The sequence below is a fragment of the Microbacterium bandirmense genome (genome assembly GCF_037204185.1).
In the GTDB taxonomy this organism is placed as follows: domain Bacteria; phylum Actinomycetota; class Actinomycetes; order Actinomycetales; family Microbacteriaceae; genus Microbacterium; species Microbacterium bandirmense.
The window spans coordinates 204,051-216,456 of sequence record NZ_JBBDGM010000004.1 but is presented as its reverse complement, the minus strand read 5'-3'; the positions used below and the strand labels follow the sequence as shown (position 1 = coordinate 216,456).

The 12,406-nt window shown below is 70.1% G+C and carries 15 protein-coding genes; 7 read left to right on the top strand and 8 right to left on the bottom strand.

Going from position 1 to position 12,406, the window contains the following annotated elements:
* Window positions 1-55: 55 nt before the first annotated feature.
* Window positions 56-592: a YbhB/YbcL family Raf kinase inhibitor-like protein gene (locus WDU99_RS06520; protein WP_337331635.1), complete on the bottom strand. Its 537-nt coding sequence runs from the start codon at window positions 590-592 to the stop codon at window positions 56-58.
* A gap of 74 nt (window positions 593-666) precedes the next feature.
* Between WDU99_RS06520 and pyrE the strand changes: the two genes are divergently transcribed.
* Complete coding sequence (gene pyrE, locus WDU99_RS06515; protein ID WP_337331634.1) at window positions 667-1,245, top strand: orotate phosphoribosyltransferase; 579 nt, start codon at window positions 667-669, stop codon at window positions 1,243-1,245.
* A gap of 109 nt (window positions 1,246-1,354) precedes the next feature.
* Here pyrE and WDU99_RS06510 read toward each other — a convergent pair whose 3' ends face one another.
* On the bottom strand, window positions 1,355-1,927 hold the full coding sequence (locus tag WDU99_RS06510; protein ID WP_337331633.1) for a YdeI/OmpD-associated family protein: 573 nt from the start codon (window positions 1,925-1,927) through the stop codon (window positions 1,355-1,357).
* 84 nt (window positions 1,928-2,011) lie between these two features.
* Here WDU99_RS06510 and WDU99_RS06505 point away from each other — a divergent pair, with 84 nt between their 5' ends.
* Entirely contained in the window at window positions 2,012-2,695 is a 684-nt protein-coding gene (locus WDU99_RS06505) for a LacI family DNA-binding transcriptional regulator (protein WP_337331632.1), read from the top strand.
* 87 nt (window positions 2,696-2,782) lie between these two features.
* Complete coding sequence (locus tag WDU99_RS06500; RefSeq protein ID WP_337331631.1) at window positions 2,783-4,162, top strand: FAD-binding oxidoreductase; 1,380 nt, start codon at window positions 2,783-2,785, stop codon at window positions 4,160-4,162.
* 39 nt (window positions 4,163-4,201) lie between these two features.
* Here the strand turns inward: WDU99_RS06500 and WDU99_RS06495 are convergent, their stop codons facing one another.
* From WDU99_RS06495 to WDU99_RS06475, 5 genes are all read right to left on the bottom strand, one after another.
* Window positions 4,202-5,008: an HAD-IIA family hydrolase gene (locus WDU99_RS06495; protein ID WP_337331630.1), complete on the bottom strand. Its 807-nt coding sequence runs from the start codon at window positions 5,006-5,008 to the stop codon at window positions 4,202-4,204.
* 23 nt (window positions 5,009-5,031) lie between these two features.
* Window positions 5,032-5,205, bottom strand: coding sequence for a hypothetical protein (locus tag WDU99_RS06490; RefSeq protein ID WP_337331629.1), 174 nt, complete (start codon window positions 5,203-5,205; stop codon window positions 5,032-5,034).
* A gap of 43 nt (window positions 5,206-5,248) precedes the next feature.
* Window positions 5,249-5,881, bottom strand: coding sequence for a metal-dependent transcriptional regulator (locus WDU99_RS06485; RefSeq protein ID WP_337331628.1), 633 nt, complete (start codon window positions 5,879-5,881; stop codon window positions 5,249-5,251).
* A gap of 3 nt (window positions 5,882-5,884) precedes the next feature.
* Window positions 5,885-6,211, bottom strand: a complete 327-nt coding sequence (locus WDU99_RS06480; protein WP_337331627.1) for a hypothetical protein — start codon at window positions 6,209-6,211, stop codon at window positions 5,885-5,887.
* Between the two features lie 112 nt (window positions 6,212-6,323).
* A complete protein-coding gene (locus WDU99_RS06475; RefSeq protein ID WP_337331686.1) occupies window positions 6,324-7,526 on the bottom strand; it encodes an Nramp family divalent metal transporter in 1,203 nt (400 codons plus the stop codon).
* A 122-nt stretch (window positions 7,527-7,648) separates the two neighbouring features.
* On the opposite strand from WDU99_RS06475, the gene WDU99_RS06470 reads away from it, so the two are divergent.
* On the top strand, window positions 7,649-8,275 hold the full coding sequence (locus tag WDU99_RS06470) for a TrmH family RNA methyltransferase (protein ID WP_337331626.1): 627 nt from the start codon (window positions 7,649-7,651) through the stop codon (window positions 8,273-8,275).
* A gap of 13 nt (window positions 8,276-8,288) precedes the next feature.
* On the opposite strand, the gene WDU99_RS06465 is transcribed toward WDU99_RS06470, so the two are convergent.
* Window positions 8,289-8,513 carry a hypothetical protein gene (locus WDU99_RS06465; protein WP_337331625.1) on the bottom strand — a complete coding sequence of 75 codons (225 nt, stop codon included), beginning with the start codon at window positions 8,511-8,513 and terminating at the stop codon, window positions 8,289-8,291.
* Between the two features lie 108 nt (window positions 8,514-8,621).
* On the opposite strand from WDU99_RS06465, the gene WDU99_RS06460 reads away from it, so the two are divergent.
* The 3 genes from WDU99_RS06460 to WDU99_RS06450 all read left to right on the top strand — a co-directional run bounded on the left by WDU99_RS06460 (window position 8,622) and on the right by WDU99_RS06450 (window position 12,393).
* Window positions 8,622-10,337 carry an acyl-CoA dehydrogenase family protein gene (locus WDU99_RS06460; protein ID WP_337331624.1) on the top strand — a complete coding sequence of 572 codons (1,716 nt, stop codon included), beginning with the start codon at window positions 8,622-8,624 and terminating at the stop codon, window positions 10,335-10,337.
* Between the two features lie 134 nt (window positions 10,338-10,471).
* Window positions 10,472-11,725: a sensor histidine kinase gene (locus WDU99_RS06455; protein ID WP_337331623.1), complete on the top strand. Its 1,254-nt coding sequence runs from the start codon at window positions 10,472-10,474 to the stop codon at window positions 11,723-11,725.
* On the top strand, window positions 11,722-12,393 hold the full coding sequence (locus WDU99_RS06450; protein ID WP_337331622.1) for a response regulator transcription factor: 672 nt from the start codon (window positions 11,722-11,724) through the stop codon (window positions 12,391-12,393). The genes WDU99_RS06455 and WDU99_RS06450 overlap by 4 nt, the downstream gene beginning before the upstream one ends.
* Window positions 12,394-12,406: the final 13 nt, after the last annotated feature.

Sequence of the window (12,406 nt, the reverse complement as noted above, 5' to 3'; positions counted from 1 at the left end):
TACATGACGAAGAGCCTCGGAAGAAGATGTCGGCGGTCGATGCCGACGATCGGGGTCACCTCTCGGCGGGGTCGCCGGTGCCGATCAGGATGCCGCGTGCCAGCGTGTGGAAGTGGCGGTTGAACCCGAGCACGCCGGGAGTCGCGCCCGCCTCGAGATCGAGGTGATCGACGTCGAGGGCGTCGACGACGAAGAAGTAGCGGTGCACGCCGGTCCCCGCCGGTGGGGCGGCGCCGATGTAGCGCTCGAGGCGGGCCTCGTTCGGCAGCACGCGGCTGCCGGCGGGCAGGCTCTTCGCGCTGCCGTCACCGCTGGCGAGCGAGCGCACATCGGCGGGCAGGTTGTACGCGGCCCAGTGCCAGAAGCCCGAGCCGGTGGGCGCGTCGGGGTCGAAGCACGAGACGGCGAAACTGAGCGTGCCGGCCGGTGGCTGCGACCACTCCAGCGTCGGATGCCGGTCCTCGCCGGCCCGATCCGAAGACCATGCGAACCCGGGCAGCGGGCCGCCTGCGGTGAAATCTGGGCTGGTCAGCTCGAGCGGCGGCACGGGGCGCAGCTCGGCGAGGGCGGCATAGGGATCGTACGAGAACATGTGGAGCCTCCTGGCTCTACGCTAGGCCAGCCCCGGCATCCGCCGTCCGACGCACGCCGAATACACTGAATGCCGTGACGAATCCCGCCGAAGACCGCGATCTCTCCGAAGACCGCCGCGCCCTGCTCGACCTGATCACCGCGGAGGCCGTGTTCCACGGCGACTTCACCCTCTCCAGCGGCAAGCAGGCCACGTATTACGTCGACATGCGCAAGCTCACCCTCGACCACCGGGCCGCCCCGGCCATCGGGCGGATCATGCTCGACCTCATCAAGGACCACGACGTCTCGGCCGTCGGCGGGCTCACGCTCGGCGCCGACCCGATCGCGAACTCGGTGATGCACGCCTCGGTCGGCGGGGATCGCCCGCTGGACGCCTTCGTCGTGCGCAAGGAGCCCAAGGATCACGGCCGCGGCCGCCAGATCGAGGGTGCCGACGTCGCCGGCAAGCGGGTCATCGTGCTGGAGGACACCTCCACCACAGGACAGTCGGCGCTGAAGGCCGTCGAGGTGCTGCGCCGCGAGGGCGCCGAGGTGATCGGGGTCGCCGTGATCGTCGACCGCAAGACCGGCGCACAGGCCGCGATCGAGGCAGAGGGCCTGCAGTGGCTGGCCGCCTACGACCTCGACGACCTGGGGCTCGACCCGCAGTAGGGCATTTACATTCCGGGGGCCGACACGCCAGATGTCGGACGAACCCGGGCATCCGGTCCGACATGTGGCGCGTCGGCCCCCGATTCGTATCGGGTGACAGGGGCGCAGGTCACGGCCTGCGGCCCTCGGCGGCGTCGGCGACGATCTTGGCGATGCGCTTCGCCCGCGTCTCGGCGCGCTTGGCCATCGCGATCTGAGTGAGGCCGAGCTTGCGGACGGAGGGCGGGAAGTCGTCCCACGCGGTCCGCGCCGCCGGCACGGCATCGAGGGCGGATGTCAGGTCATCGGGCTCCACACCGGCTTCGGGTCCGTCGAGCACCGTCCACGACCCGTCGGCCTTGGCGGCCTCGATCACGCGGATGCCCGCCGGCTCGAGCAGCCCGGCCGCCTCGAGCTCGGTGATGCGCGCCTTGTTCGTGGCCGCCCAGCCGCTGCCGCGGCGTCGGGGTGAGAACCACTGCCCGACGTCGCCGTTCTCGAAGGTGCGCACGGGGCCGTCGATCCACCCGAAGCACAGCGCCTGACGCACCGCATCCTCGTAGTGGAGACCGTCGTTGTCGATGGTGCGGCGCACGTGCAGAAGCCAGACTCCGGATGCCGTCTCGTGGTGCCCCGCCATCCAGCCGCGCCAGGCCGTGGCATCCGCCGCCGTCACTCGTTCACCGTCGTCGAGAACTCCCATGCGCGCCAGCCTAAACGCGGCCTCCGACGTTCCGACAGCATCCGAATCTGGACTTGGCAACGTTTTCATGGAAACCTGCCAGTTATGGCGAAGCCATCCGACGAAAGCGCCGACGCCACCGGGCGGCCGACCATGAAGGACGTCGCCGCGCACGCCGGTGTCGGACTGTCGACCGTGTCACGCGTCGTGTCGGGCAGTACAGGAGTCAGCCGCGCCAAGCGCCAATCCGTCGAGCGCTCGATCGCCGCGCTCGGATACAGCCGCAACGACTTCGCCCACACCCTGCGAACCGGCTCCGCGCGCACCATCGGGGTCGCCGTCACGCGCATCTCGGACCCGTTCTATGCGCAGATCATCGAGGCCGTCGAATCCCGCGCGCAGGAGCGCGATCTGCTGGTGCTGGTCGCCTCGGCCGGCGATGACCCCGCCGAGGGCGAGCAGGTGCTCCGGCGCATGCTGAGCCGCCGACTCGACGGCCTCATCGTCGTCGCCCCCGAGGAGTCCGACATGGGCTTCCTCGCCCCGGAGCGGGCGGTGGGCACTCCGATCGTCTTCGTCGACCGACACCTGTTCGCGCTGTTCCTCTCGGACGCCAACCAGGGTCCCGTGTCGCTGTCGCTCGTGAACCTGTCGCAGGGTGCGCAGCTGTCGAACTACGGTGCGTCGATGGCCGGAGCGCTCATCGCCTCGCTGCCGACGCTGCTGGTCTACATCATCCTCGGCAAGTACTTCATCGGCGGTCTGATGAGCGGGTCCGTGAAGTCCTGATCGCGGATCCAGACGGGGAGTCCGCAGCGGGAAAATAGGTAATGTTCCCGATGCAGCGAGCACGGTGCGGGGCGCAGGGTGGATCCCATGACACTGGCATCCACTCCCGACCTCACGACGCTGCGCGCCGTCGACGGTCTGCACTTTCCCGGCGAGCCCGGCTACGACCACGCACGACTGGCGTGGAACCTGATCGCCGACCAGCATCCGACGGTGATCGCCGTCCCCGAGAGCATCGACGGCGCCGTGCGCATGGTGCGAGCCGCGGCGGATGCGGGACTCCGCATCGCGCCGCAGGCGAGCGGGCACGGCGCGCCCGCACTCGACCAGGAGGCCCTGCGCGGCGCCATGCTGCTGCGGCTGCACCGGCTGACCGGCGTCGAGATCGACGCCGAGGCCCGCACCGCCCGCGTGCTCGGCGGCACGCTGTGGCGCGAGGTCGTCGAGGCAGCTGCGCCGCACGGGCTCACCGCACTGCACGGCAGCGCCGGAGACGTCGCCGTCTCGGGATACATCCTCGGCGGCGGCATCTCGTTCTACGGTCGCGAGCACGGCCTGGCCGCCCACCGAATGCGCGCCGTCGAGATCATCACCGCCGACGGCGCGCTGGTGCGCGCGAGCGCGACCGAGCACAGCGACCTGTTCTGGGCGCTGCAGGGTGGCGGCGGCAACTTCGGCGCGGTCGTCGCAATCGAGATCGACCTGCTGCCGATTCCCGACGTGCGGACCGGGTTCCTGCTGTGGGACATCTCCGCGGCATCCGACGTCGTCCCCGTCTGGCGGGACTGGACGCGCGGACTGGACCGCGCCGCGACCACCAGCCTGCGGCTGCTGCGCTTCCCACCCGTGCCCGAGATGCCCCCGTTCCTCTCCGGGCGCTCGCTGGTGATCATCGACGGCGCGATCCTCGCCGACGATGCGAGCGCGGCCGACCTGCTGCAGCCGCTGCGTGCACTCGCCCCCGAGATGGACACGTTCGCGAGCATCCCCGCGCCGGCGATGCTCGAGGTGCACATGGACCCGCCGGTGCCGTCGGCGGCGATCTCGGACCACCTCATGCTGGGTGACCTGAGCGACACCGCCATCGACGCGCTGCTCGAGAGCGCAGGGGTGGATGCCACGGCGGCGCCCATGATCATCGAGATCCGCCACCTCGGCGGCGCATTCGGTGATCCGAAGGACGCTGCCGTGCGCGGCATCGATGGCGAATACGCGCTGCTCGCGGTGCAGCCCGTGGCGGTTCCGGAATTCGCCGAGCAGGCGGCGGGGCTGGTCGCCGGCGCCATCGAGGCGATGCGGCCGTGGGCCGACTGCGCGCCCTATCTGAACTTCATCGATGCGCCGTTGGATGCCGCGACCGCGTTCGACCCGGAGACGCTGGAGCGGCTGCACCGCGTCCGTGCGCAGTACGACCCTGATCGCGTGTGGCTGTCCGCGCATGCGCTGCCGGAGGTGGAGCCGGTCTGAGCGATGCCGGCGGTCGAGGCGCCAGCGGCAGGCGAGGCGTCAGCCTTCGACGGTGCGGATCGTCCCGGTGATCGCCGGCAGCAGGTCGGCGACCGAGTCGACGATCTCATCGGGGCGGAACGGGTACTTCTCCACCTCGGCCCGATCGCTGATGCCGGTGAGCACGAGCACCGTGTGCAGGCCGGCCTCGATGCCGGCGACGATGTCGGTGTCCATCCGGTCGCCGATCATGCCGGTCTTCTTGGAGTGCGCGCCGATCTTGTTGAGCGCCGAGCGGAACATCATCGGGTTGGGCTTGCCGACGACATACGGCTCCTTGCCCGTCGCCTTCGTGATCAGGGCGGCGACCGCGCCGGTCGCGGGCAGGGGCCCGTCGACGCTCGGGCCGGTGGTGTCCGGGTTGGTGATGATGAACCGCGCGCCCGCGTTGATCAGCCGGATCGCCCGGGTGATCGCCTCGAACGAGTAGGTGCGCGTCTCGCCGACGACGACGAAGTCCGGCGCTGTCTCGGTCATCACGAATCCGGCGTCGTGCAGGGCGGTGAGGATGCCGGCTTCGCCGATCACGAACGCGGAGCCACCAGGCACCTGCTGCTTCAGGAAGTCGGCGGTCGCGAGCGCCGAGGTCCAGATGCGCTCCTCGGGCACGTGCAGTCCGCTCGTGCGCAGGCGCGCGGCGAGGTCGCGGGCGGTGAAGATCGAGTTGTTCGTCAGCACGAGGTACGGGATTCCGGCCGATTCCCATCCCGCGAGCATCTCGGCCGCTCCGGGGATGGCGTCGTTCTCGTGGACGAGCACGCCGTCCATGTCGGTCAGCCAGCATTCGATGTCATCGCGGAGTGCCATGTGCTCAGCCTATGGTCCGGTGGTCAGCGGCGCGGGCCGCGCGGACCGTTGGGGCGGTCGTCGTCGTCCCAGGGGCCCTCGTACCATTCGCCGCGGTTGTCTTTCTTGTCGCGGCGCAGCAGCCGGAACGAGAACAGGGCGAGCGTCGTCAGTCCGATGCTGATCAGCACCAGGAACAGCATGTCGTCCTGAGTCATGGTCTTCCCTCCGAGGTGGTCGGGTTCAGCCTACGTCGCGTCGCTATGCGCTCAGCCAGACCGCCTCGCCGGCCCCGTCGGGCAGGGGGCGTCGGATGCCGTCGAGCACGATCCCGTCAGCATCCGCCACCGCCTCGGCGCCGACCGTGACGCCGACCTCCTCGAGTCGCTGCAGCAGCTCGGGGTCGCGGTCGCTGACGCGCAGCACCCTCCCGGTGTGCCCGGCGGGGGCGTCGGCGAGCAGCACGAACGGCTCGCGCACGACCGCGCCGTCGGCATCGGGGATCGCGTCGCCGTGCGGATCGAACCGCGGGCGCCCGAGGCGCTGGTCGATGGCATCCAGCATCCGATCGCTGACGGTGTGCTCGAGCACCTCGGCCTCGTCGTGCACCTCGTGCCAGGCGTAGCCGAACTCGCGCACCAGCCACGTCTCGATCAGCCGGTGGCGGCGCAGCATCGTCAGGGCGCGGGCGCGTCCGGCATCCGTCAGCCGCACCGCGCCGTACGGCACGTGCGAGACGAGCCCGGCGGCGGCGAGCTTCTTGACCATCTCGGTGACGCTCGACGGCGCGATGCCCAGGGCGGCGGCGAGCTGCGACGGGGTGATCGGCGCGTCCTGCCACTCGGTGTGCGAGTAGACGGTCTTCAGGTAGTCGTCGAAGGCGCGGGATGCCATGGCTCAGCCTCCCAGGGAGGCGAGCACAGCGAAGGCGGCGCCACCGGCGAAGAACAGGATCGCGAATCCGGCCATCGCTGCCAGGAGCGACAGCCGGCCGTCGTAGTCGTCGACGCCGCGGGTGCCGATGGCGCGGGCGCGGAAGGCGAGGAACAGCGTCATCGCGCCGAGCACGAGCTGCACCCAGGGGCCGCCGGCGGGAAGCAGCACGGGCCAGGCGATCAGCACGACGCCGAGCGCGCCGGTGCCGAGGGCGAACCAGGTGCTCAGCCGCATCCGTCGCCGCGCGTCGGAGTCGTCACGGTGCTTCTTGGCGGGGGCGGAGGGCATGGATCGAGCCTACCTGGCCGGGTTTTCCGCCCGCCGAGTGTTCAGGTCGCAATGGATGCCGTTATCCGGCGCGCGAAGCGGCATCCATTGCGACCTGAACCAGCCGACCGGGTCACGCGCCGGTCGCCACCAGCCAGAGCAGCACGGCGTTCAGCGCGATCAGCAGCGCGGCGAACACGACGCCCAGCACCGTCGTGAGGCGCCGGTTGGCGTGTTCGCCGAGCGTGCGCCGCTGTGCGGTGAGGGCGACGAGGGGGATCAGAGCGAAGGGGATGCCGAAGCTCAGCACCACCTGACTGAGCACAAGCGCGAGGGTCGGGTCGAAGCCGACGCCGAGGATGAACAGCGCGGGGATCAGCGTGACCAGCCGGCGGGCGAGCAGCGGGATGCGCACGGTGAGCAGTCCGTGCATGATCTCGGCGCCCGCGTAGGCGCCGACCGAGGTGGATGCCAGGCCGGACGCCAGCAGTCCGACGGCGAACAGCGTGCCGATCACCGCGCCGAGGTTGTCGCTGATCGCGGCGTAGGCGCCCTCCAGCGAGTCGGTGCCCTCGACTCCGGCGAGGTTCGCGGCGGCGAGCAGCAGGATGGCGAGGTTCACGGAGCCGGCGATCACCATCGCGATCGTGACGTCCCAGCGGGTGACGGTGAGCAGGGTGCGGATCGATGGAGGGTTCGACGTGCGCGGGTCGCCGAAGCGGTCGCGGGCCAGTGCACTGTGCGCGTAGATCGCGTGCGGCATGATCGTCGCGCCGAGGATGGATGCTGCCAGCAGCACCGACCCGGCATCATCGAATCTCGGCACCATCCCGCCGAATACGCCGCCCGGATCGGGCGGGGCGATGAACAGGCCCGCCACGAACCCGACCACGATGATCGCCATCAGTCCGATGATGACGAACTCGAAGTGGCGCGGGCCGCGCCGGGTCTGCACCGCCAGCAGCGCCATCGAGACCGCCCCGGTGATCGCCCCGCCCAGCAGCAGCGGGATGTCGAACAGCAGATACAGCGCCACTGCGCCGCCGAGCACCTCGGCGATGTCGGTGGCCATCGCGACCAGTTCCGCCTGCAGCCAGTAGGCGCGTCGCGCCCATGGATTGCGGATGCGAGTGCCGAGCACCTCGGGCAGGCTCTGCCCGGTGACGATGCCGAGCTTGGCGGACAGGTACTGGATCAGCCAGGCCATCGCGTTGCCCGCCAGCACGACCCACACCAGCAGGTATCCGTAGCGGGCACCCGCGGTCATGTTGCTGGCGACGTTTCCCGGGTCGAGGTAGGCGACGCCGGCGACGAGCGCCGGCCCCAGCATCCACATCCCGCCCAGCGGCGAGCGACGCACGGGCTGGTCGATCAGATTTTTAGGCACACCGAAACATTATCCTGTTTTCGGTTGACCTAAAAGTCTGTGGCGGTTCATCGAATGGATAGCCTGGGGTGATGGATGATCAGGTCTCGGGGCACACCACGCACGGGATCGGCCCCTATCGGGGTGGGCGCGAGGAGTGGCCCACCGAGGAGCACTTCGATCCCGATCTGCTTGAACATGGCGACACCCGCAACGTGATCGACCGGTACCGCTACTGGCGCATGGACGCGATCATCGCCGACCTCGACACGAGGCGGCACTCGTTCCACGTCGCGATCGAGAACTGGCAGCACGACATGAACATCGGCTCGATCGTGCGCAGCGCCAACGCCTTCCTCGCCGACACGGTGCACATCATCGGTCGACGTCGCTGGAACAAGCGCGGCGCCATGGTCACCGACCGCTACCAGCACGTCATGCACCACCCCGATGTCGCGACGTTCGCCGCCTGGGCGGCGTCGGAAGGCATCCCGATCATCGCGGTCGACAACGTGGGCGAAGCCGTGCCTGTCCATCGGGCCGAGCTGCCCGAGCGATGCGTGCTGCTGTTCGGCCAGGAGGGTCCGGGGCTCTCCGCAGAGGCGCTCTCCGCAGCGTCCGCGCACATCGAGATCACGCAGTACGGCTCGACGCGCTCGATCAACGCGAGCGCGGCGGGTGCGGTCGTGATGTACGAATGGTGTCGTCGGCACGCCTGAGCGGTTGGGTGCGTCAGTCGCGCTGGATGCCGAAGGTGTGCTTCATGAGTGCGTTGACATCGGAGTCGAGACGGTCGATTCGCTGATTAATGCCGCGGAACTCGGACGAAATCTCACTGCGCAACGACCCGATCTCCGTCCGAATGACGCGCACGAACATCGTCGACATCAGCGTCAGCATGCCGAACAGCCCGGCGACGAAGACGCCGATGAGCGTCCATACCTGCGGTTCCGTCATCGTCAGCACTCCTTCATCATCGCCCGTTTCGATCGAGGATGACAGGGTGAACCCACTGAGACGCAGTCTCGCGTACACTGAGTCTCAGTCTCATGTGAGGAGTGCACGATGGCATCCGATTACATCCCGCCGGTCGACGACTACGCCTTCCTGTTCGGCGAGGCCTTCGGCCTCGACCTCGTCACGCGCGGCACGGGCGGCGCGTTCAGCGCCGACGACGCCACCGAGATCATCGCCGGCGCGGGGGAGTTCGCGGCTTCCGTGCTCGCACCCCTCGAGACCGTCGGCGACCGCGAGGGCGCCCGTCTCGCAGACGGCCAGGTGCGGCTTCCCGACGGCTTCGCCGAGGCCTACCGCGCCTTCGTCGAGGCGGGCTGGGTCACCGCCGAGGCTCCGGAGACCGCGGGCGGCGACGGCCTGCCCGGCTCGATCCGCGCGGGACTCGGCGAGCTGTGGAACGGCTCCAACGCCGCCTTCGCACTGTGCTGGCTGCTGACCGCAGGTCAGATCCATGCGCTCGACGCCGTGGCATCCGATGAGATCCGCGAGACCTACCTGACCAAGCTGGTCTCCGGTCAGTGGACCGGCACCATGAACCTCACCGAGCCCGACGCCGGTACCGACCTGGGCGCGATCCGCACCATGGCGACGCCGCGCGATGACGGGTCGTGGGGTGTCAGCGGGCAGAAGATCTTCATCACCTGGGGCGACCACGATGTCGCCGAGAACATCGTGCACCTCGTGCTCGCGCGCACCCCCGACGCACCCGCGGGCGCCAAGGGCCTGTCGCTGTTCGTCGTGCCGAAGCTCCTGCCCGAGGCTGACGGCACCCCCGGTGAGCGCAACGCCGTCACGACCGTCGCGATCGAGCACAAGCTCGGCATCCACGGCAGCCCCACGTGCGTGCTCGCCTACGAAGACGCCACCGGTCACCTCGTCGGCGAGGTCGGCGGGGGCCTGGCGGGCATGTTCGTCATGATGAACTCCGCCCGCGCCGGCATGGGGTTCCAGGCCACCGGCATCTCGGACCGCGCCTACCAGCAGGCCGCCGCGTACGCGGCCGGACGCCTGCAGGGGCCCGTCATGGACCGCCCGGCCGGCGCGCCCATCGCCGAGCATCCCGATGTGCGCCGCCTGCTGCTGTCGATGCAGTCCCGCATCTTCGCGATGCGCGCATTGGGCGTGTACCTCGGCGACCTCTTCGACCGGGCTGACACCGACGGAACCGGCACCCTCGCCGAGTTCCTCGTGCCGGTGCTCAAGGGATGGGCCACCGAAGACGCCGTCGCGATCACCAGCGACGCGATCCAGGTGCACGGCGGCATGGGCTTCATCGAGGAGACCGGAGTCGCCCAGCACTACCGCGACGCCCGGATCATGCCCATCTACGAGGGCACCACCGCGATCCAGTCGAACGACCTCATCGGACGCAAGGTGATCCGCGACGGCGGCGCCACCGCTGAAGCGCTCTTCGCCGAGATCGAGTCGACGGTTGAGTCGCTGCGGGGGTTCGGCGATGTCGTCGCGACCCGCACCGCCGACCGCCTCGAGCGCGCGGTCGCCGCGGCCCGCGCCGCGACGACGTCGCTGCTCGGCTTCGGCCAGACCCGCGACGCCTACGGCGTCAGCGTGCCGTACCTGATGCTGCTGGGCACGCTCGCCGGCGGCTGGATGCACGCCCTCGCCGTCGTCGCCGTGCTCGGCCACGAGACCTCGGATGCCACTGACGCGGCGCGCCTGGTCAGCGCCGACTTCTACGGCGCCCACCACCTGCCGCGCGTGCACATGCTGGCCGAGACCGTGGCGGCCGGCGAAGTCGCCTGACCCGCTTCGGCAACTTCCCCCTGCGGCCGGGGAGCCAGATGTCGGCCATTCACGGCTCTGAGCAGACATCTGGCTCCCGGGCTCGGCCGCGTATCGATGCCCGCGCGAGTCCAGGCCATGTCACCATGGTGGGCGTGACGGCATCGAGTGGGACCACCCCGGCGCTGCGCACACCCCTGCGACTCGGCGTCATCGTGCCCGTGCTGCTGACGATCATCCTGCTGCCGGCCTCGCTGATCGCGCTCGTGCAGCCGGTCGCGCTGCCGCTGCCCCTCATCCTCGTCGCCGGGGTGCTGTTCATCGGGCTGCATGCCGTGTCGTTCCTGGCCTCTCGGCATCCGCTGCCGGCATTCGCCGCGGCCAGCGCGATCATGCTGGCACTGGCGCTCTTCCCTGTCGTCGCCGGCGTGGGGGCAGCGCTGTATCCCTCCGGCCTGGCGTATCTGCTCTTCGTGCATCAGGTGGCTGTGCGCTGCGCACGACGCTGGGCGCTCGCCGCGATCGCGATCGCCGTCGTCGGGTCCGCGATCGTCGCGATCACGACAACCGAGATCCCCGATGCGCTCCTGCGATTCGGAGTGTTCCTGGGCCTCGCCGCCGCGAATGCCGCGGCGTGGGCGTTCGGACTGCTGCAGCGGGTGCGGCAGGCGCAGGCGGTCGAGCGCGAGCAGTCGCGCCTGCGCGAGGCGCGCGCTGCGGAACGAGCCAGGATCAGCGCCGAGCTGCACGACGTGGTCGCGCATGCGCTGACTGTGATGATCGCACAGGCGGATGTCGCCCGCGGATTCCTGCGCGAGCAGCCTGAGGTCAGCGACCGCGCACTCGGTGTCGTGCTCGACAGCGGACGCGACGCGCTGCGGGGCCTGCGCGGAATCGTGCGGGACGACGCAGCCGACGCCGGCGGCCCACGCGTCCCGACTCCCGATCTCGACGACATCACCGCTCTGATCGCCGCCGCACGCAGTCCCGAGACCCGCATCGATCACGATCAGCACGGCGTGCCGCTGCCGCTGCCCGTCGCCGCCCGGCTCGCCCTGCTCTCGGTCATCCGCGAGGGGCTGACCAATGCGATCCGGCACACCGTTCCGCCGCGGAGTGTGCGCGTGCGGGTCGAATGGGAGACGGCGGCCGTGACCGCGACGATCGACGACGACGGCGGATCGGCGCGCCCCGATGCCCCGCACGACCCCGATGTCCCTCGCGGAGCCGACCTCGGCACCGGCACCGGCCTGATCGGCCTGGCGGAGCGTGCCCGGCTGGTCGGCGGCACGCTCGAGTCCGGCGCGACCGCCGGCGGCTGGCGGCTGACGGCCACGCTGCCGGTGTCGGATGCCGGGAGCGCGGCCATCGCCGACCATCAGGTGCCACCGGAACAGGAGTCCCCATGACGGTGCGTGTGCTGCTCGCGGACGACCAAGACCTGCTGCGCGAGCCGCTGGCGATGATGCTCGCCCGCGACGAGCGGATCGAGGTCGCAGGTTCGGTCGCATCCGGAGACGAGGCGATCTCGTTCGTGCGCGCCCACGCGGTGGACGTCGTGCTGATGGATGTGCGCATGCCGGGCACCGACGGCATCGCCGCGACGGCCGAGGTGCGCAGCATCCGCCCCGACACCAAGGTGATCGTGCTGACGACGTTCGATCTCGACGAGTACGTGTTCGGCGCGATCCGCGCCGGCGCGAGCGGCTTCCTGACCAAGGACGCGACGCCGCTCGAGGTCGCCGACGCCGTCATCGGCGTCGCCTCGGGCGAGGCGGCGATGGGCGCGCACGCGGTCGCCGCGATGGTCGGGTTCGTGCGCGAGGGCGCGGCTCCGAGCACCGCATCGGATGCTGTCGCATCGCTCAGTCCGCGCGAGCAGGAGGTGCTGCGGCTGCTGGCGACCGGCGCCGGCAACGATGTCATCGCGCAGCGACTGTTCGTCTCGCAGAACACCGTGAAGACGCATGTGAAGGCGGTGCTCGCCAAGCTCGGTCTGCCTGATCGCATCCACGTCGTGATCTGGGCGTATGAGAACGGGCTGCGCGGGCCGGGCGGTTCTCACCCGCACGGGTGAGGGTGATCGCCCC

What these genes read in the sequence shown, in the direction of transcription:
- WDU99_RS06520 (WP_337331635.1), bottom strand. Translation starts at nt 592, where the DNA reads ATGTTCTCGTACGATCCCTATGCCGCCCTCGCCGAGCTGCGCCCCGTG.
- WDU99_RS06510 (WP_337331633.1), bottom strand. Translation starts at nt 1,927, where the DNA reads ATGGGAGTTCTCGACGACGGTGAACGAGTGACGGCGGCGGATGCCACG.
- WDU99_RS06505 (WP_337331632.1), top strand. Translation starts at nt 2,012, where the DNA reads ATGGCGAAGCCATCCGACGAAAGCGCCGACGCCACCGGGCGGCCGACC.
- WDU99_RS06500 (WP_337331631.1), top strand. Translation starts at nt 2,783, where the DNA reads ATGACACTGGCATCCACTCCCGACCTCACGACGCTGCGCGCCGTCGAC.
- WDU99_RS06495 (WP_337331630.1), bottom strand. Translation starts at nt 5,008, where the DNA reads ATGGCACTCCGCGATGACATCGAATGCTGGCTGACCGACATGGACGGC.
- WDU99_RS06490 (WP_337331629.1), bottom strand. Translation starts at nt 5,205, where the DNA reads ATGACTCAGGACGACATGCTGTTCCTGGTGCTGATCAGCATCGGACTG.
- WDU99_RS06485 (WP_337331628.1), bottom strand. Translation starts at nt 5,881, where the DNA reads ATGGCATCCCGCGCCTTCGACGACTACCTGAAGACCGTCTACTCGCAC.
- WDU99_RS06480 (WP_337331627.1), bottom strand. Translation starts at nt 6,211, where the DNA reads ATGCCCTCCGCCCCCGCCAAGAAGCACCGTGACGACTCCGACGCGCGG.
- WDU99_RS06475 (WP_337331686.1), bottom strand. Translation starts at nt 7,526, where the DNA reads ATGTGGATGCTGGGGCCGGCGCTCGTCGCCGGCGTCGCCTACCTCGAC.
- WDU99_RS06470 (WP_337331626.1), top strand. Translation starts at nt 7,649, where the DNA reads ATGGATGATCAGGTCTCGGGGCACACCACGCACGGGATCGGCCCCTAT.
- WDU99_RS06465 (WP_337331625.1), bottom strand. Translation starts at nt 8,513, where the DNA reads ATGACGGAACCGCAGGTATGGACGCTCATCGGCGTCTTCGTCGCCGGG.
- WDU99_RS06460 (WP_337331624.1), top strand. Translation starts at nt 8,622, where the DNA reads ATGGCATCCGATTACATCCCGCCGGTCGACGACTACGCCTTCCTGTTC.
- WDU99_RS06450 (WP_337331622.1), top strand. Translation starts at nt 11,722, where the DNA reads ATGACGGTGCGTGTGCTGCTCGCGGACGACCAAGACCTGCTGCGCGAG.